Annotated in this window: 24 protein-coding genes; 16 read left to right on the forward strand and 8 right to left on the reverse strand. The window is 71.0% G+C overall.

What is annotated here, in order from left to right; all coding sequences use genetic code 11:
- Nucleotides 1-74: 74 nt before the first annotated feature.
- The 9 genes from aceA to Q2K20_RS02140 all read left to right on the forward strand — a co-directional run bounded on the left by aceA (nucleotide 75) and on the right by Q2K20_RS02140 (nucleotide 9,560).
- The gene (aceA, locus tag Q2K20_RS02100) at nucleotides 75-1,364 is read left to right on the forward strand and encodes an isocitrate lyase (RefSeq protein WP_067717135.1); all 1,290 of its coding nucleotides are present in this window, start codon (nucleotides 75-77) and stop codon (nucleotides 1,362-1,364) included.
- A gap of 135 nt (nucleotides 1,365-1,499) precedes the next feature.
- Nucleotides 1,500-2,417 carry a 3-hydroxybutyryl-CoA dehydrogenase gene (locus Q2K20_RS02105; protein ID WP_067717132.1) on the forward strand — a complete coding sequence of 306 codons (918 nt, stop codon included), beginning with the start codon at nucleotides 1,500-1,502 and terminating at the stop codon, nucleotides 2,415-2,417.
- A gap of 4 nt (nucleotides 2,418-2,421) precedes the next feature.
- Nucleotides 2,422-4,824 (forward strand): 5-methyltetrahydropteroyltriglutamate--homocysteine S-methyltransferase, encoded by a 2,403-nt coding sequence (gene metE, locus Q2K20_RS02110; protein ID WP_317176595.1) that lies wholly within the window; start codon nucleotides 2,422-2,424, stop codon nucleotides 4,822-4,824.
- A gap of 21 nt (nucleotides 4,825-4,845) precedes the next feature.
- Nucleotides 4,846-5,154 (forward strand): hypothetical protein, encoded by a 309-nt coding sequence (locus Q2K20_RS02115; protein ID WP_096906770.1) that lies wholly within the window; start codon nucleotides 4,846-4,848, stop codon nucleotides 5,152-5,154.
- A gap of 89 nt (nucleotides 5,155-5,243) precedes the next feature.
- Nucleotides 5,244-6,452: a DUF445 domain-containing protein gene (locus Q2K20_RS02120; RefSeq protein ID WP_096906771.1), complete on the forward strand. Its 1,209-nt coding sequence runs from the start codon at nucleotides 5,244-5,246 to the stop codon at nucleotides 6,450-6,452.
- A 141-nt stretch (nucleotides 6,453-6,593) separates the two neighbouring features.
- Nucleotides 6,594-7,115 (forward strand): helix-turn-helix domain-containing protein, encoded by a 522-nt coding sequence (locus Q2K20_RS02125; RefSeq protein ID WP_096906772.1) that lies wholly within the window; start codon nucleotides 6,594-6,596, stop codon nucleotides 7,113-7,115.
- 79 nt (nucleotides 7,116-7,194) lie between these two features.
- Nucleotides 7,195-8,424: a hypothetical protein gene (locus Q2K20_RS02130; protein WP_317176596.1), complete on the forward strand. Its 1,230-nt coding sequence runs from the start codon at nucleotides 7,195-7,197 to the stop codon at nucleotides 8,422-8,424.
- Between the two features lie 147 nt (nucleotides 8,425-8,571).
- Nucleotides 8,572-8,853 (forward strand): DUF2516 family protein, encoded by a 282-nt coding sequence (locus Q2K20_RS02135; RefSeq protein ID WP_067717117.1) that lies wholly within the window; start codon nucleotides 8,572-8,574, stop codon nucleotides 8,851-8,853.
- Nucleotides 8,850-9,560 (forward strand): MerR family transcriptional regulator, encoded by a 711-nt coding sequence (locus Q2K20_RS02140; protein ID WP_317176597.1) that lies wholly within the window; start codon nucleotides 8,850-8,852, stop codon nucleotides 9,558-9,560. Before Q2K20_RS02135 ends, Q2K20_RS02140 begins: the two co-directional genes overlap by 4 nt.
- Nucleotides 9,561-9,610: 50 nt before the next feature.
- Here Q2K20_RS02140 and purU read toward each other — a convergent pair whose 3' ends face one another.
- Nucleotides 9,611-10,477, reverse strand: a complete 867-nt coding sequence (gene purU, locus Q2K20_RS02145) for a formyltetrahydrofolate deformylase (protein ID WP_067717112.1) — start codon at nucleotides 10,475-10,477, stop codon at nucleotides 9,611-9,613.
- A 53-nt stretch (nucleotides 10,478-10,530) separates the two neighbouring features.
- Here purU and deoC point away from each other — a divergent pair, with 53 nt between their 5' ends.
- A complete protein-coding gene (gene deoC / locus Q2K20_RS02150) occupies nucleotides 10,531-11,229 on the forward strand; it encodes a deoxyribose-phosphate aldolase (protein ID WP_159147909.1) in 699 nt (232 codons plus the stop codon).
- A 52-nt stretch (nucleotides 11,230-11,281) separates the two neighbouring features.
- On the opposite strand, the gene Q2K20_RS02155 is transcribed toward deoC, so the two are convergent.
- Genes Q2K20_RS02155 through Q2K20_RS02170 form a run of 4 tightly spaced genes read right to left on the reverse strand, consistent with a single transcriptional unit; the run spans nucleotide 11,282 to nucleotide 14,365 of the window.
- A complete protein-coding gene (locus Q2K20_RS02155) occupies nucleotides 11,282-12,232 on the reverse strand; it encodes an NADP-dependent oxidoreductase (RefSeq protein WP_317176598.1) in 951 nt (316 codons plus the stop codon).
- A 58-nt stretch (nucleotides 12,233-12,290) separates the two neighbouring features.
- Nucleotides 12,291-12,848, reverse strand: a complete 558-nt coding sequence (locus Q2K20_RS02160; RefSeq protein WP_119192670.1) for a metallophosphoesterase family protein — start codon at nucleotides 12,846-12,848, stop codon at nucleotides 12,291-12,293.
- Nucleotides 12,849-12,877: 29 nt separating this feature from the next.
- Entirely contained in the window at nucleotides 12,878-13,807 is a 930-nt protein-coding gene (locus tag Q2K20_RS02165) for a DUF2993 domain-containing protein (RefSeq protein ID WP_163376352.1), read from the reverse strand.
- 57 nt (nucleotides 13,808-13,864) lie between these two features.
- The gene (locus Q2K20_RS02170; protein WP_120286060.1) at nucleotides 13,865-14,365 is read right to left on the reverse strand and encodes a DUF2505 domain-containing protein; all 501 of its coding nucleotides are present in this window, start codon (nucleotides 14,363-14,365) and stop codon (nucleotides 13,865-13,867) included.
- Nucleotides 14,366-14,500: 135 nt separating this feature from the next.
- Between Q2K20_RS02170 and Q2K20_RS02175 the strand changes: the two genes are divergently transcribed.
- From Q2K20_RS02175 to Q2K20_RS02200, 6 genes are all read left to right on the forward strand, one after another.
- Nucleotides 14,501-15,586, forward strand: a complete 1,086-nt coding sequence (locus tag Q2K20_RS02175) for a UDP-N-acetylmuramate dehydrogenase (RefSeq protein ID WP_120286121.1) — start codon at nucleotides 14,501-14,503, stop codon at nucleotides 15,584-15,586.
- 95 nt (nucleotides 15,587-15,681) lie between these two features.
- A complete protein-coding gene (gene yidC / locus Q2K20_RS02180; protein ID WP_254050598.1) occupies nucleotides 15,682-16,869 on the forward strand; it encodes a membrane protein insertase YidC in 1,188 nt (395 codons plus the stop codon).
- Between the two features lie 108 nt (nucleotides 16,870-16,977).
- Nucleotides 16,978-17,415, forward strand: coding sequence for a GNAT family N-acetyltransferase (locus tag Q2K20_RS02185; protein ID WP_205475816.1), 438 nt, complete (start codon nucleotides 16,978-16,980; stop codon nucleotides 17,413-17,415).
- Nucleotides 17,416-17,647: 232 nt separating this feature from the next.
- Entirely contained in the window at nucleotides 17,648-17,869 is a 222-nt protein-coding gene (locus tag Q2K20_RS02190; protein ID WP_240341391.1) for an ATP-binding cassette domain-containing protein, read from the forward strand.
- Between the two features lie 57 nt (nucleotides 17,870-17,926).
- A complete protein-coding gene (locus tag Q2K20_RS02195) occupies nucleotides 17,927-19,270 on the forward strand; it encodes an ATP-binding cassette domain-containing protein (protein ID WP_317176599.1) in 1,344 nt (447 codons plus the stop codon).
- A gap of 58 nt (nucleotides 19,271-19,328) precedes the next feature.
- On the forward strand, nucleotides 19,329-19,952 hold the full coding sequence (locus tag Q2K20_RS02200) for a dihydrofolate reductase family protein (protein ID WP_317176600.1): 624 nt from the start codon (nucleotides 19,329-19,331) through the stop codon (nucleotides 19,950-19,952).
- Nucleotides 19,953-20,127: 175 nt separating this feature from the next.
- Here Q2K20_RS02200 and Q2K20_RS02205 read toward each other — a convergent pair whose 3' ends face one another.
- The 3 genes from Q2K20_RS02205 to Q2K20_RS02215 all read right to left on the reverse strand — a co-directional run bounded on the left by Q2K20_RS02205 (nucleotide 20,128) and on the right by Q2K20_RS02215 (nucleotide 22,061).
- Nucleotides 20,128-20,664: a ferritin gene (locus Q2K20_RS02205; protein WP_067717088.1), complete on the reverse strand. Its 537-nt coding sequence runs from the start codon at nucleotides 20,662-20,664 to the stop codon at nucleotides 20,128-20,130.
- A gap of 107 nt (nucleotides 20,665-20,771) precedes the next feature.
- Nucleotides 20,772-21,551 carry an SDR family oxidoreductase gene (locus tag Q2K20_RS02210; protein ID WP_067717087.1) on the reverse strand — a complete coding sequence of 260 codons (780 nt, stop codon included), beginning with the start codon at nucleotides 21,549-21,551 and terminating at the stop codon, nucleotides 20,772-20,774.
- Nucleotides 21,552-21,611: 60 nt separating this feature from the next.
- Nucleotides 21,612-22,061, reverse strand: a complete 450-nt coding sequence (locus Q2K20_RS02215) for a limonene-1,2-epoxide hydrolase family protein (RefSeq protein ID WP_067717084.1) — start codon at nucleotides 22,059-22,061, stop codon at nucleotides 21,612-21,614.
- Between the last annotated feature and the right edge of the window lie 18 nt (nucleotides 22,062-22,079).

A 22,079-nucleotide genomic window follows, 5' to 3' on the forward strand; every position in this document is an offset into this window, starting at 1 on the left:
TGTGTCTGGCGTAAGGGGCCGTAACTCGCAAGAGTGCGAATCCGGACCCGCCCCCGAGACAGAAAAGAGTCGCGATGTCGAACATCGGCAAGGCACGTACCGCTGAAGAGATCCAGCAGGACTGGGACACCAACCCCCGCTGGAAGGGCATCACCCGCAACTACACGGCCGAGCAGGTCGCGGAGCTGCAGGGCACCGTCGTCGAGGAGCACACCCTCGCCCGTCGTGGCGCGGAGATCCTCTGGGACAAGGTCAACAACAAGGACTTCGTCAACTCCCTCGGCGCCCTGACGGGTAACCAGGCCGTCCAGCAGATCCGTGCCGGCCTCGAGGCCGTGTACCTCTCCGGCTGGCAGGTCGCCGGCGACGCCAACCTCTCGGGCCACACCTACCCGGACCAGTCGCTGTACCCGGCCAACTCGGTCCCGACCGTTGTCCGCCGCATCAACAACGCACTGCTGCGTGCCGACGAGATCGCCCGCATCGAGGGCGACACCTCGGTCGAGAACTGGCTCGCCCCGATCGTGGCCGACGCCGAGGCCGGCTTCGGTGGCGCCCTGAACGCCTACGAGCTGCAGAAGGCCATGATCAACGCCGGTGCCGCCGGTGTGCACTGGGAGGACCAGCTCGCGTCGGAGAAGAAGTGCGGCCACCTCGGTGGCAAGGTGCTGATCCCGACCAACCAGCACATCCGCACCCTGACCTCGGCCCGCCTCGCCTCGGACGTCGCCAACGTGCCGTCCGTGATCATCGCGCGCACCGACGCCGAGGCCGCGACCCTCATCACCTCCGATGTGGACGAGCGTGACCGCCCGTTCATCACCGGTGAGCGCACCGCCGAGGGCTTCTACCACGTCAAGAACGGCATCGAGCCGTGCATCGAGCGTGCGAAGGCCTACGCCCCGTTCGCCGACATGATCTGGATGGAGACCGGCACCCCGGATCTCGAGTACGCCAAGAAGTTCGCCGAGGGCGTCAAGGCCGAGTTCCCGGACCAGCTGCTGGCCTACAACTGCTCGCCCTCCTTCAACTGGAAGGCGAACCTGGACGACGAGACCATCGCCAAGTTCCAGAAGGAGCTCGGCGCGATGGGCTTCAAGTTCCAGTTCATCACCCTGGCCGGTTTCCACTCGCTCAACTACGGCATGTTCGATCTGGCCCACGGCTACGCCCGCAACCAGATGACGGCGTTCGTCGAGCTGCAGCAGCGCGAGTTCAAGGCCGCCGAGGAGCGTGGCTTCACCGCCGTCAAGCACCAGCGCGAGGTCGGCGCCGGTTACTTCGACCGCATCGCCACCACGGTCGACCCCAACACGTCCACCGCGGCGCTGAAGGGCTCCACCGAGGAGGGTCAGTTCCACTGACCACCGGTCGACCCCACACGGTCGACGCAGTAACAGCGTGAACACACCGGGGGCCGCGGCCGTCTCGACGAGGCGGCCCGGCCCCCGGTGGTGTCTCCACCCTCAAGTTCCCTCCTCCCGAAGGACCCTGGACAGATGAACAGCTCCCGCGACGGCGCCGACCCGGGGCGGATCACCCGCGTCGGCGTGGTGGGCGCCGGACAGATGGGCGCCGGCGTCGCCGAGGTGTGCGCCCGCGCGCATCTCGACGTCCTCGTCTGGGAGTCCACCCGGGAGCTGACCACCAGCGGCCGCGCCCGCATCCTCGACTCCCTGGACCGGGGAGTGTCCTCCGGCAAGATCACCGCCCGCGAGCGTGAGCAGGCCGCCCTGCGGTTGCGTTTCACCACCGACCTCGGCGACTTCGTCGACCGGCAGCTGGTCATCGAGGCGATCGTCGAGGACACCGACGCCAAGACCGCCGTGTTCCGCGAACTCGACGCGGTCGTCACCGACCCCGACGCCGTCCTGGCCTCCAACACCTCGTCGATCCCCATCATGAAGCTCGGCACGTGTACCGCCCGGCCCGAGCGCGTGATCGGTATGCACTTCTTCAACCCGGTTCCCGTGCTCCCGCTCGTCGAGCTGGTGAGCACCCTCGAGACCGGGGCCGCGGCCCGGGACAGGGCACAGGCGTTCGCCGAGCAGGTCCTGGGCAAACAGGTCGTCCACTCCGCCGACCGCGCCGGGGCCGTGGTCAACGCCCTGCTCGTGCCATACCTGCTCTCCGCCATCCGGATGGCCGAGTCCGGGTTCGCCACCCCGGAGGACATCGACAAGGCCATGGTCCTGGGCTGCGCCCACCCCATGGGGCCGCTCACCCTGGCAGACCTCGTCGGTCTGGACACCATCAAGGCGATCGCCGACTCGATGTACACCGAGTTCGCCGAGCCGCTGTACTCGCCGCCGCCGCTGTTGTTGCGGATGGTCGAGGCGGGCAGGCTCGGCAAGAAGAGCGGCCACGGTTTCTACCGCTATGACGCGCCGCGGGCGATGGCACGCGCCGCGCGCTGAGATCATGTCGTCGTCGTCGTCACAGTCACCGCCGCGGCCGTCGTCACAGCCACCGTCGTCGCCCACGCCGCCGCACCTCGAACCCACCCGCGCCTCGTCCGTCCTCGGGTACCCGCGCATCGGCCCGCGCCGCGAGCTCAAACGCGCCCTCGAACGGTACTGGCACGGTGACGGGACCCGGGCCGAGCTGCTCGCCACCGGCCGCAGACTCCGCGACGCCACGTGGGACGATCTGCGCGCCACGGGCATCACGCAGATCCCCGGCAACACTTTCTCCTTCTACGACCACATCCTCGACGACGCCCTGCTCGTGGGCGCGGTCCCCGCGCGGTTCCGCGAGCTCGTCCGCGACCTCGGCCCCGTCGACACCGTCTTCGCGCTCGCCCGCGGCCGCGCCAACGTGCCGCCGCTCGAACTCGTCCCGCTGCAGGGCACCTCCTACCTGTACCGCCAGCCGGAGTTCGACGAGTCCTCCGAGCTGGGGCTGCGGCCGGACGAGCTGCTCGCGGAGGTGGCGCGGGCGCGGGAGCAGGGGTTCGAGATCAGGCCCGTCGTCACCGGCCCGGTCTCGCTGCTGCTGCTGAGCAAGGCGGCGCCCGACGCCGCGCCGGGATTCGCGCCGATCGACCTGCTCGACCGCCTGCTCACGGAGTACGAGGCGCTGCTGGGCGTCCTGGCCGGAGCCGGCGTGACGTGCGTGCAGTTCGACGAGCCGTGCATGACGATGGAACGCACCGCCGACGAGATCGCGGCGTTGCGCCGTGCCTACGACCGGCTGGCGGCCGTGACGACGCGACCGCGCATCCTGGTGACGGGGCAGTACGGCGACCTGGGGGAGGCGCTGTCGGCGCTGGCGGCCACCGGCATCGAGGCGATCGGCCTGGACCTCGTGTACGGGCGGCGGTCGGCGGCGGACCTCGCGGCCGTGCCGGGGCTGCGCGGCAAGCGTCTCTACGCCGGTGTCGTGGACGGCCAGAACGTGTGGCGCACCGACAAGTTCGCCACCCTGGACTACCTGCGTGACCTGAAGGCCGTCTTCCCGGACGTGGTGGTGTCGACCTCGTGCACGCTGCTGCACGTGCCGTACGACGTGGCCGCCGAGACCGACCTGCCCGCCGAGCTCGCGGACTCACTGGCGTTCGCCGAGCAGAAGGTCGCCGAGGTGGTCTCGCTCGCGCACGCCCTGGTCGACGGCCCCACACCGCGCTGGCGCCGGTTGCCGGTACTGCCCAGCGCGCGCCGCGACGACGTGCGGGCGAGGACCGCCCGGGTCGACGACGACGACAAGGTCCGCGTCCCCTACGCCGAGCGGGCTGCCCGGCAGGCCGACCGGCTCGGACTGCCCACGCTGCCGACAGCGACGCTGGGCTCGTTCCCGCAGACGCGGGAGATCCGGCGTGCCCGCAGGGACCTGGCGGACGGGCGGATCGACTACGACAGGTACTGCGACTACCTGCGCGCCGAGATCGCCTCGGTGATCCGGCTGCAGGAGGACATCGGCCTGGACGTGCTGGTGCACGGCGAGGTCGAGCGCAACGACATGGTGCAGTACTTCGCCGAACTCCTCGACGGGTTCGCCGCCACCCGCAGCGGCTGGGTGCAGTCCTACGGCTCGCGCTGTGTGCGGCCGCCGATCCTGTACGGCGACGTGGCCCGACCCGCGCCGATGACCGTGGAGTGGACCGGGTACGCGCAGTCGCTGACCGACCGGCCGGTGAAGGGGATGGTCACCGGCCCGGTGACGATGCTCGCGCGGTCCTTCTGCCGCACGGACCTGGCACTGCCCGAGGTCGCCACGCAGCTCGCGCTGGTGGTGCGCGACGAGGTGGCGGACCTGGAGGCGGCGGGGACGGCGATCATCCAGATCGACGAACCCGCCATCCGGGAACTCCTGCCGCGCCGCGGCGCGGACCGACGCGCGTACCTCGACTGGGCGGTGGGCACCTTCCGCCTGGCCTCGGCCGGGACGCGACCGGACACCCAGATCCACACGCACCTCACCTACTCGTCTTTGCGGGAGATGAGGGCGGCGATCGAGGGACTCGACGCCGACGTCACCGCGATCGTCGCGACGCGGTCGATCGAGTGGGTACTGGAGGCCCTGGAGGATCACACCCTGACCCGTCAGGTCGCGCCCGGGGTGTACGAGTCACGGTCGGGGTTCGTCCCGGACATCGACCTGCTGCACTCGAGGCTGCTCCGGGCGGTGGACGCGGTGGGGGTGGACCGCGTGTGGGCGGTGCCGGACGGGGGGCTCAAGAGCCGTTACACCTGGCAGTTGGAGCCGAGCCTGCGCAATCTGGTCGCCGCCGCGCGGCGGATCCGACGGGCGGTTGCCCCGGATCCCCGGGGTTCCAATAAGATGGGACATAGAACGAGTCTCGGGTCACGGGCCCGGGATCGGTAGTGGAGAGAAGAGGACGACATCATGGCCGGTCAGACGCTCGAGCACACTGGTGCCGCCATCGTCGAGGAGTACTACCCGTCGTACGCGACGGAGGTCGCCCCCACGTACCCGCTGTACTCGACTACGATCTACCTGGGTTCGGTGATCATCCTGCTGAGCATGAGCATGCTGGGCCTGCCCATCACCGCCATCGGGTACTACACGGAGAACGCCGGGGTCTCCCTGGGGCTGGTCATCGCGGCGGTCGTGGCGACCACCGCCGTCTTCCTCCTCGGGCTGTTCATCTGTATGTACGGCTTCCGTAAGCACGGCCGCGAGGACGCACACTGACGGTCGACCCGGTCGTGGGTGCCGGCGCGCCCGCTCTCAGGGCGGGCGACCCGGCGACCGACGCCGAGCGGAGGTCAGCCCTCCGTCGTATGAAGATGGTCGCGACGGGGTTCCTCGTCGTGGCCGGACTGGTCTATCTGGTCGCGGAGTACGCGCTACACAACGGCGCCGACCCCTGGGTGGGTTACGTCCGCGCCGCCGCCGAGGCGGGGATGGTCGGCGGGCTGGCCGACTGGTTCGCCGTCACCGCCCTGTTCAAGCACCCGCTGGGGATCCCCATCCCGCACACCGCGCTCATCCGCAAGAAGAAGGACCAGCTGGGCACCTCCCTCGGCGGGTTCGTGGGGGAGAACTTCCTCGACCCCGAGATGGTGAGCGAGAAGGTCCGCGGCGCCCGCATCCCCGAACGCGCCGGTGAGTGGCTGGCCGAGGACGACCACCGCGCGATGGCCTCGGACCAGGCCGCCAAGGCCATCCGTGCCGTTCTGGCCGTGCTCCGCGACGACGACGCCGTCGCGATCATCGAACGCACCATCGTCTCCCGCATCGCCGAGCCGGAATGGGGGCCGCCGGCCGGTCGGATCCTCGCCGAGCTCCTCGACGAGGGACGCCACCTGCCCCTGATGGACCTCATGGCCGACCGCGCCCACGGCTGGGTGGAGGCCAACCCCGAGACCATCGACCGCTGGGTCCGCGAGAAGGCCCCAACGTGGGCGCCCCAGTTCGTCAACGAACTGCTCTCCGAGCGTGCCTACCGCGAGCTGCGCGAGTGGACCTGGCAGATCAAGGTCGACAAGCAGCATCCCGTTCGGGTGGCGCTGATCGGGTTCGTCGAGGACTTCGCCCGCGACCTCCAGCACGACCCGTCCACCATGGCCAAGCTCGAGACGTTCAAGCACGAGGTCATGGGCCGCGACGAGGTGCGCCGCGCCGCCGGATCGGCGTGGGCGGCCGCCAAGCACATGATCGTCGAGGCCACCGAGGACTCCTCGTCCACGCTGCGGGTGAAGATCGACGATCTCCTGGGCCGCCTGGCCGACATGCTCGTCGGGGACGAGAAGATGCGGGCGCGCCTCGACGACTACATGACCCGCACCGCCCGCTACGTCGCGGAGAACTACGCCGGCGAGGTCACCTCGATCATCTCCGAGACCGTCGAACGGTGGGACGCCGACGAGGCCTCCGAGAAGATCGAGTTGCTCGCGGGCAAGGACCTGCAGTTCATCCGCATCAACGGCACGGTCGTGGGGGCCCTGGCGGGACTCGTCATCCACACCACCACCGAGCTCATCTTCTGATCCCGGCCCGAGTCTGATCCCGACCGGCCTGTGTGACCCATCGCACCGCATCGCCGTACACATAGCGCTTGCTGTAGCAAGCACTCGTTGCTAGCGTTGGGGTCAGGCGATGAGAGACGGACGCTGGAGGGAGGTGACTCCATGGCCGCACAGAGTGGACACACACACGACGAGGCTGCGGAGAGCACCGGAGCACAGGTCGATGAACCGACCGCCGCAACCCTCGCGCGTCGCAACAAGCCGACGGGTGAGGTGCCGCGTCACAGCGATCTCACCTCGCACGGTGAGGACGACAAGCGGTCGTCCGAGTCGCAGGACATCGGGTCGTTCATCCGCGCCCAGCGGGAGGCCGCCGAGGTGTCCATCCGGCAGCTCGCGGAGCGTGCCGGCGTCTCCAACCCGTATCTGAGCCAGATCGAACGCGGGCTGCGCAAGCCGTCCGCCGAGGTCCTGGGTCAGATCGCCCGAGGTCTGAGGTTGTCCGCCGAGGTGCTCTACGCCCGCGCGGGGATCCTCGAACTCAAGCAGGGGAGTCCGGTGAGGGATGCGATCCTCACCGCCCCGGACCTCACAGAGCGACAGAGGGAGGTGCTCGTGGAGATCTACGAGTCGTTCCGAGCGAACAACGCAACGGCAGCCGCCCAGGTCGTCAACGTTCCCTGAGGGAACTCCGGACGACGGCCCGCAGGGCCACGTGACACCGCACAAGAGAACACCCGCACGACACCACCGAGGAGTCAAAATGGCCGATAAGAAGCCCACTTCCAAGAAGACCGCCGCCGAGGCCGCCGAGCAGAAGGCCAAGGGCGAGGCCGTCAAGGAGCAGGCCCTGGAGGGTCCGCTCGGTCAGGCCATCGCCGCCGTGCGCACGCCGGTCTACGCCTACGTCGGGGTCAACGACCTCGCCATCCAGGCCGTCTCCGGCATGGTCGCGGACCTGCGCCGTCGCGCCGAGGAGGCCGTCACCGAAGCGCAGTCCAAGGTCACCGAGCGCGTGGCCGAGGCGCAGAACCGCATCAACGAGCGCGTGGCCGGGGCGCAGACGCGCGTCACCGAGGTCCAGAACCGCGTGAGCGAGGTCCCCGAGCGCGTCCAGGCCCTGCCGGCCGAGGTCGAGGAGCTCGTCACCCGGTTCCGCCCGGAGGAGCTGCGCAAGGTCGCCGACGCGTACGTCCAGGTCGCGGCCGGGATCTACGGTGGCCTCGCCGCCCGCGGTGAGGACGTCGTGAGCCGGCTACGCGAGGAGAACCCGCAGCTCGAGGCCGGCCTGGCCCGCGTCAACGAGCAGGTGGCCCGCGCCGCCGGCGCCGTCGAGGAGCAGGTCGAACTGGGCGAGGACGCCCTCGGCACCGTCGCCCGCCAGACCCGCACGATCGGTGTGAAGGCGGCTGGCCGCGTCTCCAAGAGCGCCCGCCAGGCGGCCGAGACCGCCGGCGACGCCGCCGACTCGGCGGCCGAGCGGGTCGATGAGGTGGCCGAGCGCGTCGACAAGACGGCGGGCAAGGCCGCCGACAACGTCGACAAGGTCGCTGGCAAGGCCGCCGACCGCGTCGACGAGGCCGCCTCCAAGGCGTCCGCCGAGGTCGCTCGCGGCACCGCCGAGGTCGATGCCCGCACGGCCAAGAAGGCACCGGCGAAGAAGGCTGCCGCCAAGAAGGCCCCGGCCAAGAAGGCGCCCGCCAAGAAGGCCGCCGCGAAGTCGACGACCACCAAGGCCACGGCCACCCCGTCGTCGTCGGGTGCGGCGACCGCCGACAAGCCGGCCGCGACCAAGCCGGCCGCCGGTAAGCCCGTGGCGTCCAAGCCCGCCGCCACCAAGCCGGCTGCCACCAAGTCGACTGCTGCCAAGCCGGCCGCCGCATCGGCCGGGGGCGATTCGGACGCCCCCACGCCGATGGAGCTCGCGGACAACGATCCCGCGCTGACCACCGCGGACACCCCGTTGCCCCCCGCCGGCACCGACCGCGTCTGATACCGCGGCACCTGACGCCCCGGCCCTCCTCTTCCGGAGGGGCCGGGGCGTCGTGCGTTGCGGTCCGCCGCAGGGGCCGGGCCGGGATCTGGACGCCGTGAACATGGTCACACCGCGGTGACATGAGTGCCGACTACACTGGGCCGCGTGATTGACACTCTTCCCGGGACGTGGGGCATGGTCCAGCTGGCTATCCAGGGCGCGCTCGTCGTGTGGGCCCTGGCGGGACTGGTGCTGGCAGTCCTCCCGCCCGCGTCGGCGTACTCGATCGAGGGCAAGTGGCCCAAGCCCGCCTGGATCGGCATCTGCGCCGTGGCCGCCCTCATGTTCGCGATCCGGCCGTTCGGCTTCCTCAGCATCATCGCGATGGTGGCAGTGGGTGTGTTCTTCGCCGACGTCCGGCCCGCTGTCGGGGGACGGCGCAGGTGACACCGCCGGAGGCCGACGGGTTCCAGCGGATCGAGGAGCTGGCCGAGGACTCCGGCACCACGGTGCGTAACATCCGCGTCTACCAGGAGCGGGGACTTCTCCCGGCCCCCGTCCGCAGGGGTCGCACCGCGTTCTACGGGCCCGACCACAAGAACCGACTGAACCAGATCCTCCGGCTGCTCGACCGCGGCTACACGTTCGCCACCATCGAGGAGCTGTTCATCGCGGAGCGCCACGGCTTCACGCTCTCCGAGCAGCTGAACTCGGACGCCGTCCTACCGGAGCGACGCTCGAGCGGCACCCGCCGCCGCCTCCCTCGTGGCGGCGTGGAGGCCGTCGCGGGTTTCGAGTTCGCCGAGGAACTCCTCGACCAGGGATCGGCCATCGGCCTGGTCAGTGAGCCGAGTGCGGCCGACCATTTCTTCGCGGACCGCTACATGTACGAGCTGTTCCGCGAACTCATCGTCCTCGGGGTCGGTGAGGAGGGGATCGACAAGATCGGTCGCCTGTTCCTCAAGGGGCAGAGTACGTCGGCCGAGGCGCTCGACATCCTGGTGGAGACGATGCGCGACGCCGGGATGGACCAGTCCGTCATCATCAAGAGGGTCACGGGGATCATGCCCCGGGCCGGCGCCGCCGCCCGCCTGATCTTCCTCTCGGCGGCCGAGACCCTGCTCAGCGAGCGGCACGGCTTCCCCAAGGGCTGACCTCCCCCGGAGCGGACCTCCCAGGGGAGCTGACTTTCCCGGGAGCGGACCTAGGTGAACACGACGGTGCGTCCGCCGTGGACCAGCACCCGGTCCTCGAGGTGCCAGCGCAGCCCCTTGGCCAGGACCAGCTTCTCGGCGTCGCGCCCCTGCCGGACCATGTCCTTCACCGTCGCCGTGTGGTCCACGCGGATGACGTCCTGCTCGATGATCGGCCCCTCGTCGAGGTCGGCGGTCACGTAGTGGCAGGTCGCCCCGATCAGTTTCACGCCGCGGACATGCGCCTGGTGGTAGGGGCGGGCGCCCACGAAGCTGGGCAGGAAGCTGTGGTGGATGTTGAGGGCACGCCCGGCCCACTTCGTGCAGAGCTCGTCCGGCAGGACCTGCATGAAGCGGGCCAGCACGATCGCGTGCGGGTCGATCTCGTCGACGATCGCGGCGACCTCCGCGAATGCCGGGCCTCGCTCGGCGGGGTCGGCCGGGAACGGCACGTGGTGGAAGGGCGCACCGTGCGACTCGGCCATGCCGCGCAGGTTCTCGTGGTTGCCGATCACGGCCCGGACCCGCGCAGGGTAGTCACCGCTCTCCACCCGACCCAGCAGGTCGTGGAGGCAGTGCCCCTCCTTCGAGACCAGGATGACGACGTCCTTGGGCTCGGAGGAGTCCGAGATGTGCCAGTCGGTCTCCGGGCCCAGTTCGGCTGCAACCCGCTCGAAGCGGCGCCGCAGTTCGTCGATCTCCATGCCGATCGACTCGGCGCTCACGGACTGGCGGGTGAAGAACCAGTTCGAGTCCTCGTCCGCGTGGTAGGCCGCCTCCGTGATCGTCCCGCCCAGCTCGGCGAGGAAGGTGGCGATCCGGGCGACGATACCGATGCGGTCCGGGCAACCCAGGGTGAGGACGAAGCGACGTGACATGAGTGCCCATTGTGCCAGCAGGGAAGACGGGCGCCCCCGCTAGGCTGGCCGGCATGGACGCCACTGCGACGAACGAGCTGACCCGCGCCCGGGTCGCCGCCATGATCGACCACACCCTGCTCTCCCCCGACGCCTCCCGCGACGACGTCCGGGCCTGCGTCGACGAGGCCCGCGAGTTGGGAGTCAAGGCCGTGTGCGTGAGCCCGGCCATGCTCCCGGTGCGGGGTGAGGAGCTCGTCGTCGCCACGGTGGCCGGTTTCCCCTCCGGCAAGCACCACTCGCTGGTCAAGGCGATGGAGGGCAGGCTCGCGGTGGACCAGGGGGCCCGTGAGGTGGACATGGTGATCGATGTGGGCGCCGCCATCGCCGGACTGGTCGACGAGGTCATGGCCGATGTGCTGGCCATGCGGGATGCCGTGCCGCCGCCCGTGGTCATCAAGGTGATCCTCGAGACCGCGGCCATCCACAAGGCGCTGGGCGAGGAGGCGGGCGACGAACGAATCGAGGCCCTCTGCCATGCCGTCGCCCGGGCGGGGGCCGATTTCGTCAAGACCTCCACCGGTTTCCACCCCGCCGGCGGCGCCAGCGTGCGCGCGGTCGAGGCCATGCACCGGGCGGTGGGCGGCCGGCTGGGCATCAAGGCCTCGGGCGGGATCCGTGACGCGGATGCCGCCCGCGCGATGATCGCCGCCGGTGCGACCCGCCTCGGGCTGTCGGGCTCCCGCGCGGTGCTGGAGGGCTTCCCCGAATAACCGCGTCGCCCGTCGCCCGACTGCCGACCGTCCGACTGCCGACCGTCCGGGATCAGCCCGTGGTCAGCACCATCTTGCCGGCGGTCCGACCGGTCTGGCCGCGACGATGCGCCTCGGCGGCCTGCTCCAACGGGAAGACCTCGGCGATCGTCGCCCGGAGCGCACCCTGTTCGACGAGCTCGGTGATCGAGACCAGGTCGTGGCGCGAGGAATCCACGAGCATCCGGACCGCACGCACCCCCAGCTCCTCGGCCTCCCGGAAGAAGTCGCCGGACCCCACGGGCAGGATCGACACCACGATCCCGCCGGGGCGCAGCGTCCGCAGGGAGTCGAGGGACGTCTGACCGCCGATCGTGTCGAGCGCGGCGTCCACGTCGCTGACCGCCTCGGCGATGTCGACGTCGTGGTAGTCGATCGCCTCGTCGACGCCGAGCTCGCGCAGGAAGTCGTGCTTGCCGGCGCTGGCGGTGCCGATCACGTACGCGCCGCGGGCCTTGGCGATCTGGACGGCCACATGCCCGACCCCGCCGGCGGCGGCGTGGATGAGCACCCGCTGGCCCGGCTGGATGTCGGCGTACTCGACGAGCGCCTGCCATGCGGTCAGCGACACGAGCGGCAGGGCGGCGGCCTGCACGTGGTCGAGGGAGGCGGGCTTGGGGGCGAACCAGGCCGCGGGGGCGGCGACGTACTCGGCGTGGGCTCCGTGCCCGAACGGGTACGAGAGCATCCCGAACACCTCGTCGCCGGGGGAGAAGCGGGCGACGCCGATGCCCACCTCCTCGACCACTCCGGACAGGTCCCACCCGAGCACGAAGGGGGGCGTGCCGAGGAAGCCGCCGTTCTCACGGTGCTTCCAGTCGGTGGGGTTGACGCTGGCGGCCTCGACGCGGACGAGGACCTCGTTGGTGCGCGGGGTGGGGCGGGGGAGGTCGACGACGGCGAGGACGTCCGGCTCCCCGAGGGTGTCCTGGTGCACGGCGCGCATGGTGGTGTCATTGCTCATGGACCCAGGGTAGGCAGATTCCGCGGTCGCCGGTCGGGCGCAAAGCGGCGGGGCGACGTCAGAGCCGGTGCAGCTCGACGTCACCCAGCGCGCCGCCGTCGATGGTCGCGGTCATGTAGGTGCAGTGCGGTTGGCGACGCCGGTCGGTCGGGGAGCCCGGGTTGAGCAGTCGCAGGCCGCCCTGGCCGGACGCCCTCGGCGCGGTGGTGTCCCACGGGATGTGCGAGTGCCCGAACACCAGGACGTCGGTGTCCGGGTAGGCCTTGGCCATGCGTGTGTCGCGGCCCGCGGACGCGCCGGCCTCGTGCGTCACCACCAGACGCACGCCGTCGATCGTCTCGCGTGCCACCTCGGGCAGGCGCTCGCGCAGGTCCGGGCCGTCGTTGTTGCCCCAGCAGGCGATGAGTCGAGCCGAGCGTTCCTCCAACGAGTCGAGAAGCCCCACGTCCATCCAGTCGCCCGCGTGGATCACGATGTCCGCGGCGTCGACCTCGTCCCACACCCGCTCGGGCAGGTCGCGGGCCCGCGTGGGGACGTGGGTGTCGGCGATGAGCAGCAGGCGGGTGCCGGTGCCCCTGCCGCCCGTGACCCTGCCGCCTGAGACCCTGCCGCCCAAGACCCTGCCGTCCGCATGAGGCGCAGGGGTCACTCGGTCGCCTCGAGCACGACATCCTGACCGGCGATGTCGACGGTCATGCCGCCCGGCACCACCCGGACGCCGGTCAACTGGACCCCCTCGGGCAGTTCGGCCAGCGCCGAGTCCATCATCGAGACGGTCCCGCCGAGGAACTCGGAGGGCAGCGGGAAGCCGAGGATCGACGCCTGCTCCGGCTGCATCTCGAGGTCGCCACCGATGAGCCTCGGCGTCACGACCGCCTCGGCCAGGCCGCTGATCGAGACCCGCAGGGTGCCGGCGGCGGGGTCGGCGATGATCTCCTGGACCTGGATCAGCCCGCCGAGCAGGGTGTCGCCGGCCGCGCCCTCGGACTGGGCGGCGGCGGACATGGTCTGCTCGGAGACGAACGCGGTCCCGGTCAGCGAGTCCACGTAGGTCAGGTCGCCTTCGGTGCGCACGCCGTCGGCCCGGATGTCGATCTGCGGTGCCGGTCCGGTCGCGCCGTCGGCGGCCGAGCCGTCGGTGGTGATGCGCACGGAGCCGAGGTTGCCGTCGATGTAGGACAGGATCACCGGGCGCGCGCCGAGTTCGACCTGGGCGGGCGACCCCAGGCTGGCGGTCACCTCGTCACTCATGCGGTTCTTGATGGCGTTGCGCATGCCGAACTCGAGACCGACCAAGGCCGCGACGAGACCGACGGCGAGAAGCGCCGCGATGAGCGCGATCAGCGGCCCGCGTCCCCGCCGGCTCCCGCCCTCAGCGCCGGATCCGCCCGAACCGGGCCCGCCCGAGCCGGGCCCGCCCGGGCCGCGCTCGGCCGTCCAGGGTCCACCCGTGTCGGAGGCGCCGGGGCCCTGCGAGCCGGTTCCGGAGGCTGCGGCGAATTGCTGCGTCTCGGCGTGCTGGACGCCGGGTCGGTCGTAGGCGGGGAGGCGTTGGGTGTCGTGCGGCTGCTGCATTCGTCCGATTGTCACCGATCCGGGCCGGTCGTGCAGTGCCCACGTCCCCGCCGCAGGTCAGCGGGCGGCGGTCCAGCGGCGCAGGTGCTGGTACTCGGCCTCGAACAGTCGGTCCAGGTGCCCCACGACGAGCTTCTCGAGCTTGCCGCCGAGCAGCGGCACCGACACCTTGACCTGACCGGAGACGGATTCGTGGGCCGCCCCGTCCCGGTGGACGGCCTCGGCGCCGCCGTCGATCATCCCGAGCCCACCGGCGGCCTCGGCGCGGGCCGATCCGGTGAACCGCTCGCCGTCGAAGTCGCCGAAGGTGCTGGTCCGGACGATCACCAGCTGCCCGGGCAGGACCTTGCGCGCCAGGTCGGGGATGTCGGAGTCGGGGATGTGCTGGGTGACGGTCACGGTGATCGTGTCGCCGGTGGTGGAGAAGTCGTCGAGGGTGTCCTCGGGGCTACCGACGGCGGCGATGCGGTCGCGCCAGAAGGCCTCGTCGCCGTAGGAGGTGAACACGTTCTCGACGTGCGTGTCGATACGTGCCGTGTGGGAGAAGCGGGTCGCCATGGGGTCAGACCCTACAAGCCGCCGGTTACCCTCGGTCGTGTGAACCCGTCGTCGCCCGACCCCGCCGGCACCGCGCCGACCCCCGCGGGCACCCATCCGCACCCCGCCGACCCGGTCGTCGCCGAGCTGTCCCACATCAGCGGCATCGACGTGGCGCCCGGTGCCCGCCTCGCGGACCTGACCACCCTGCGCATCGGCGGCCGCCCCCGCGCGCTGCTGGAGTGTGCGACCCCGGACGCGGTCGTCGCGGCGGTCCGCGCCCTGGACGCCGCGGACGTGCCGGTGCTCGTGTTGGGGGGCGGTTCGAACCTGGTGGTGGCCGGCGGCGACCTCGACCTGGTGGCGGTGGCGGTGCGCAACCGGGAGATCGACTACCTCGCCGGCCCGACCGAGGACCAGCTCGTCGTCCGCGCGGGCGCGGGCCTGACCTGGGACGATCTGGTCGCCGACACGGTCGCGCGCGGGTACGGCGGCCTCGAGTGCCTGTCCGGCATCCCCGGATCCGTGGGCGCGACGCCCGTGCAGAACGTCGGCGCCTACGGGGTGGAGGTCGCCCAGATCCTGCACCGCGTGCGCTGGTTCGACCGCGCCACCGGCGTCGACGAATGGGTCACCCCCGACGCCCTCGGCCTCGAGTACCGCACGTCCATCCTGAAGAACACCGACCGCGCCGTGGTCCTCGAGGTGGAGTTCCGCCTCGATCCCGCCGGACGCAGCGAACCGATCCGCTACGCCGAACTCGCCGGCCGCCTCGGTGTCGCCCCTGGTGACCGGACCGACCCGGCCGTGGTGCGGCGCACGGTGCTCGACCTGCGCCGCGGCAAGGGGATGGTGCTCGACGACGACGACTCCGACACCTGGTCCGCGGGATCGTTCTTCACCAACCCGGTGATACCCCAGGACGAACTCCCCACGGTGCGATCCCGGGTGGCCGCCAGGCTCGGCACCGCGCAGTCCGAGCAGATGCCCGCCTTCTCCGCACCCGGGGGCGTCAAACTCTCGGCGGGATGGCTCATCGAGCGGGCCGGTTTCTCCAAGGGGCATCCCTCGTCGTCGTCACCCGCTCGTCTCTCCACCAAACACACGCTGGCGCTGACCAACAGGGGTCAGGCCACCGCGGACGACGTGATCGCGTTGGCGCGCGAGGTACGTGACGGGGTGCGGGAGGCGTTCGGCGTGGAGCTGCACCCCGAGCCGGTGTGGGTGGGCTGCCACATCTGACCCGGGCCGCCCGGCGCAGCCGCGCGACCCTGATTCCCCCCTGCGCCGCCCACCCTGGCACGCTGGAGCCCGACCTTCGTGGTCTGTCCCGCCCCGTGCGCCCGATCCGGCGCCGCTCGTCGTTGGAGAAGCCCGTGGACCTGTTCGCGTATCCGGTGTCACTCGTCATGAAGTTCTGGCACTGGGCGTTGAGCTTCGTCGTGGACCCCGACTCCGGCATCGCATGGGTCGGCTCGGTGTTGCTGCTGGTGGTGACCGTGCGGCTGCTGCTCATGCGGTCCATGTGGCGGCAGCAGTACTCGATGCGCAAGATGGCGCAGCTCGCTCCCAAGATGAAGGAGCTGCAGCTCAAGTACAAGGATCGCAAGTCCCCCGAGGACCGCCAGGCGCAGGCCAAGGAGATGCAGGAGCTGTACTCCGGCGCCGGCGTCAACCCCGCGGCCGGGTGCCTGCCGCTGCTGGTGCAGATCCCGGTGTTCCTCGGCCTGTACTACGTGCTGCTCAACTTCTCGCCTCCCGGCAAGTCCATCGAGGAGGCCTCGACCATGACCAACGGGGCGTTCCAGCCCGAGCAGGTCGCCTCCTTCCTCAACGCCGAGATCTTCGGGGTGCCCCTGGCGTCCTACATCCGGATGCCGCAGGAGGTCATGGACTCGCTGCACCCGGGGCTGCAGCAGAGCGACATCCTCATGCTGGCCGTGCCGCTGTTCGTCCTGGCCGGCATCGCCACGTTCATCAACATGTGGAACTCCTTCCGCCGCCAGAAGGCGGCCAAGGCGGCCGAGCAGGCGGCGATCGCGCAGGTCGAGGCCGAGGACCGCGCCGGCGGGCCGTTCGTCGACGGCGAAGTGGTGGAGATCGACGGTGAGAAGCCCGCCACCGCGGCCGACGCCGACGTCGGGTCGGAGGGCGGCTCCACTGCCGCCGACCGCCGCGATGGTACGGCCGGCACCCCGGGCACTCCCGCCACCGCGGGCGCTGCCGGCGCGGCCGGTCCGGGCGCTGGAGCAGGCGCTGATGCGGCGGCCAAGCCGCAGGACTTCCAGTCGATGGCCGAGTCCATGACCGAGTCGATGAACCAGTCGATGAAGATCATGATGTACCTGTTCCCGTTCTTCCCGATCGTGGGCGCGTACTTCTTCAACTTCCCCATCGCGATCGGCCTGTACTGGCTCACCAACAACATCTGGACCGCGGTGCAGTCGCACTTCTTCATGGAGCGGCTCGAGAAGGAACTGCCCATGAGCAGCCGCGAGGGCCTGCCGCCCAGCGCGTTCATGTAGCCCTCGCCGTCCCCCCTTCGCCGGCACACCCGCGCCGTCACACCCGCGCCGTCACACTCGCGCCGTCACACCCTCGGCAGGAGTCCCGGCCGGGTCTACGCTGGAGCCGTGGAGACCGCCGCTCCAGAGGTGAGGTTCCGTCCGCTGACCCGCGACGACCTGCCGACGCTCGCGCGCTGGCTGGCCGAGCCGCTCGTCGCACGATGGTGGTCGGAGAACTCGCCGGACCGGGTCGAACAGGACTTCGGCCCCTACCTCGATGACGCACAGACGGAATGCATCGCCGAACCGGCGGCACGCGGCAGGGGCGCCGGTGCGGCGATGGCGGCCCGGGCGGTCTCAGAGATCTGGGCTCACCACCCCGGCGCGAGCTGCGTGATCGTGCCCGTGAACATCGAGAACCCGCGATCCTGGGCTGCCCTGCTCCGGGCCGGGTTCCGGCGGTTGCCGGACGCGGAGCTCACACCCGACAACCCCGGTGACACGCCCCTCCACGCGATCTGCCGCATCGACCGTCCCGCCCGCGGAGACGCCGGAACTCCGTGAACGGGCGCAGGGTCGTGGTGAGCGGGCGCGGGTTCGTGCAGAATCCGGCTCTTGCCGCCGCCGGGACCGCGGTGTAGCTTCAGCGTGAACGTCGGTAGGGCGCACGGCGCGACTCCGGGGAGACCCGGGGCCGCGAGGGGCGCGGAGCCGAGGGGAATGAGACGAGGAGATCGAAGGACAGTGCTGAACCACAGGTGAGTCCCGGCCACACGCCACCTCTCCTGGAGCACGCATGTCTTTCCTCGTCCTGTCGGACGTCGCGTACGCGTTTCCCGACGACACCCCACTCTTCGACGGGCTCGACCTCGCCGTCGGTCCCGGCCTGACCTCCCTCGTCGGTCGCAACGGCGCCGGCAAGAGCACCCTGCTCCGCCTCATCGCGGGCGAACGTCGGCCGACGCACGGTTCGATCACCGTCGACGGCGATCCGGCGGGCCCGCCCACCGTGGGATAGCTGCCGCAACTGCTCGCCGACGCCCCGGCGGAGCACACCCTCGCCGATGAGCTCGGCGTGGGCGGGCGACTGGAGGCGCTGGCGCGGATCGAGGCGGGGGAGGGCGACGACGACGACTTCGAGCTCGTCGGCGATGACTGGGCCGTGGCCGAGCGCACGGTCGCGCTGCTCGACGACCTGGGCCTGCCGACCGAGTTGGACCGACCCGTGGTGGCGCTGTCCGGCGGGGAGCGCACTCTGGCCGCGGTGGCGGGTCGGCTGCTCGGGCGGCCCCGGGTCCTCCTGCTGGACGAACCCACCAACAATCTCGACGGGCGGGCTCGGGAGCGGCTGTTCGCGGCGATCGGCGGGTTCGTGGGCGGCGGCGATCGCGTGGTCCTGGTGGTGAGCCACGATCTCGAGCTGTTGGACCGTGCCGGCAGGACGGTCGAGCTGCGCGCCGGCCGCTGTCGGGTGTTCGGCGGGCCGTACGCGCACTATCGCGAGGTGATCGAGACCGAGCAGGCGGCCGCGGTGCAGTCGCTGGCCGGGGCGCGGAACGATCTGCGCGCCGAGAGGCGGGACAGGGTCGAGGGGGTCGAGAAGGCGAGCCGGCGGGTCGCGCAGGGGCGGCGGGTGCAGGCGGCGGGCGGAATGCCCAAGATCCTCATGAACGCCCGTCGCGCGTCGGCGCAGGAATCGGCCGGCAGGTTGCGCGCGGTCCACGACCAGGGCGTCGAGCAGGCGCGGGAGCGGATGCGCTCGGCCAATGCCGCGGTCCGGCGCGAGGAGCGGCTGCGGGTCGAGCTGCCCGACCCAGGGTTGCCGGCCGGCCGGGTGGTGCTGGACGTCGATGACCCCGTCGCGGGCCGGGTCCATCTCGCGGGGCCCGCGCGCGTGCGCCTGGCCGGGCCGAACGGCAGCGGCAAGACGACGCTGCTGCGACGCCTCCTCGGCGCTCGCGGTCCGGACCGCGCCGGCGGCGTCGACGAGGGGTTCGTCGACGAGGGGTTCAACGACGAGGTGGTCCACGTCCCGTTTGCCCTGCTGCCGCAGGATCTGCGCGTCGAGCATCCGGAGTGGTCGGTCATCGACGCGATCCGAGCCGTCCGCCCCGCCGCGTCGGCGGAGGAGGCCCATGCCCACGCGGCGCGGCTGCTGTTCACCGGCCGGGCCGGGTTCCGCCGACTCGGCGACCTGTCGGGTGGCGAGCGACTCCGTGCGGCGCTGGCGGCGCGGCTGTTCGCCCGCCCGGTCCCGCAGTTGCTGGTCCTGGACGAGCCGACCAACAACCTCGACCTCGACGGTGTAGAGGTGCTCGCCGACGCGCTCTCGCAGTGGCGCGGTGCGCTGCTGTTGATCAGTCACGACGACGGATTCTGCGATCGAGTGGGGGTGGACGACGTGATCACCCTCGGCTGACCCCGCTCCGGCGGGGTGGACGCACGCGAACACACCTATCCCCGAGAGAGGGCCCACCATGCGCAAGCTCATTTACTACGTGGCCGTGAGCGTTGACGGTGTCATCGCCGACCCCGACGGCGGCGTCGACGCCTTCCCCGTCGAGGGCGACCACATGCCCTGGATCATCGAGCACTATCCGGAGACGATCCCCGGCCACCTGCGCGAGCCGCTCGGGCTGGCGCGGACCCCGCACCGGGCATTCGACACCGTGATCATGGGCCGCACCACCCATCAGGTGGCCGTGGACGAGGGACTGGCCAGCGGGTACCCGCACCTGCGCCAGTACGTGGTGACCCACCGGCCGGACGAGCTGCCGGCCGAGGAGGGGCTGACGGCGTCCGACGAGGACCCGGTGACGCTGGTCCGCCGGCTCAAGGCCGAGGGCTCGCCGCTGGCCATCTGGCTGTGCGGGGGCGGGATGCTGGCCGGGCAGGTGGTCGACGAGATCGACGAGTTCCGCCTCAAGGTCAATCCCGTCGTCCTCGGCGCGGGCATCCCGCTGGTGGCGCGGGCGACGGGCGGGCCGGGCGCGGCTGGCGGGGCGGACGCGGTGGGCGGGGCGCTCCCGCTGGCGCTGACCCGTCGGACGCGTCGAGACTTCGAGAGCGGGGTGAGCTACGTGGAGTTCTCCCGCGGCTGATCGCAACGCCCGCCGCGCCGCTGCCTCCCCGCCACCGCGCCTGCCACCGCGCCGCCGTCGAGAAGAGTGTTTCGCGCGTATCTGTCGAGTAGAGGCGCGCGAAACACTCTTCTCGACGGCGAGGTGGCCAGGTGGCGCGGTGGCCCGGCGGCGTGGCGGCGCAGCCGGCGCAGGGTCAGACGGCGCCGCCGGCCACGGAGGGCGGGGTGCCGGTGTTGGTGGAGGAGTCGGTCTCGCGGGCCAGGTACTCCTCGATGCGGAACCAGTCGTCGGCGGCGCGCTCGGCGATGGTCACCAGGGTGTTCATGTTGGCGACCTCCTCGACCTGCTCGCGGAGGAACCACAGCATGAACTGCTCGCCGAGCGGGTCGGATTCGGCGCGGGCGGCCTGGAACATCGCCTCGATCTGCCGGGTGACCTGCTTCTCCTGCTCCAGTGCGGCGCGCAGCGCATCGGCGGGACCGCGGAACTGGGCCTCCGGCGCGGGCACGGCCGGGATCGTCACGGCGATCTCCCGGTCGAGCATGTACTGGACCATCATCATCGCGTGGTTCCGCTCACCCAGGCTGTGCGAGTAGAAGCGCGACGCCAACTGCGGTAGGTCCTGCGCGTCCGCCCACACGGCGATCGCGATGTACTGCTGACTGGCGGCGAACTCGTGACCGACCTGAGCGGAGAGGAGTTCGACGAATGAGTTCTTGTTCCTGGCCATGGAGGAGGCCCCTTTCGGTAGGGGGCCAGCCTATGTTCGCCGGCGACGTTTCACCAGGTCAGTAAGCCTAACCTGGGTACACCATGGCCAGCCTCACCTACCGCACATCAGCCCCGGTGGGCGCGCATCGCGGAGTGCTGGTCCCGCGGCTTCACCACGATCTGGTCCAGGTTGACGTGCGAGGGCCGGCTCGCCACGAACCCGACGATCTCCGCCACGTCCTCGGCCACCATCGGGGTGAGCCCACGGTAGACGGCGGCCGCCTTGTCGTCGTCGCCGTCGAACCTCACGCGGGAGAACTCGGTATCGACCATGCCGGGCGCGATCTCGGTGAACCGCACCGGCTGGCCCAGGTGCTCCCCGCGCAACGTCCGGTGCAGGACCGCTTGAGCGTGCTTGGCCGAGGTGTAACCGGAGCCGTTGTCGTACGACTCGAGGGCCGCGATCGAGGTGATGGTGATGACCAGCCCGTCGCCCGTATCCACCAGCACCGGCATGAGACCGCGGACCATGCGCAGCGTGCCGATGACGTTGGTCTCCCACATCCAGCGCCACTGGTCCTCGTCGGCGTCCATCACACTGGTCGTGCCCTTGGCGCCGCCCGCATTGTTGACCAGCACGTTCAGCCGGGGGATGGCCGCGCAGAACGCCTCGCACGAGTCGGCGTCGGTGACGTCGAGGGGCAGGGCGGTGCCGCCGATGTCCGCCGCGAGCGCCTCCAGCCGGTCGACCCGCCGCGCCCCGACGACCACGTGGAACCCGAGGCCGGCCAGCTCGCGCGCGGACGCCTCACCGATCCCCGACGACGCCCCCGTCACCACCGCGATGCGGGTCTCGGCGGGCAGGGCGGCGAGCCGCTCACGGGCGGCGGAGTGGTCGATGCTCATGGCCTAGAGACTAGGCGGCGGGTCCGACACGGTCGATGGGGGAGGACGACAACGACGAGGTCAGCGACCCCGACCGGTGACCATCTCGACGAGTCCGCGCACCGCGCCCTTGGCCATGTCGGCCTTGGAGAAGTAGTCCTGCCAACCGCACACCCGGCCATCGCGGACCTCGAGGCGGCCGCACACCCAGAAGCCGACGCGGAACCGCCCCACCCCCAGGTAATCGGTGCGCTCGGTGAGCACCACGACGGGGGCCGCCGGGTCGGTCGGGTCCGCGGGCGCCGACACCGCGAGGTGGTGGATCTCCACGCCGAAGCGGATGCTGCGGTTCATCGAGGAGATCGCGCCGACTACCGCGCGCTTGCCCCGGATGGTCGGCAGGCCGATGTTGGCCCACCAGACGTCCTCGCTGAGCAGGTCCGCGGCGGAGGCGGTGGAGCCGGTCATCAGGGCGTCGAAGAACGTGCGGACCACGACATCGGGGTCGGTCCGGGTGCTGGTGGCTGCCATTGCGCAACGGTAACCGCC

It is taken from the genome of Dietzia sp. IN118, from assembly GCF_032905965.1.
Lineage (GTDB): Bacteria > Actinomycetota > Actinomycetes > Mycobacteriales > Mycobacteriaceae > Dietzia > Dietzia kunjamensis.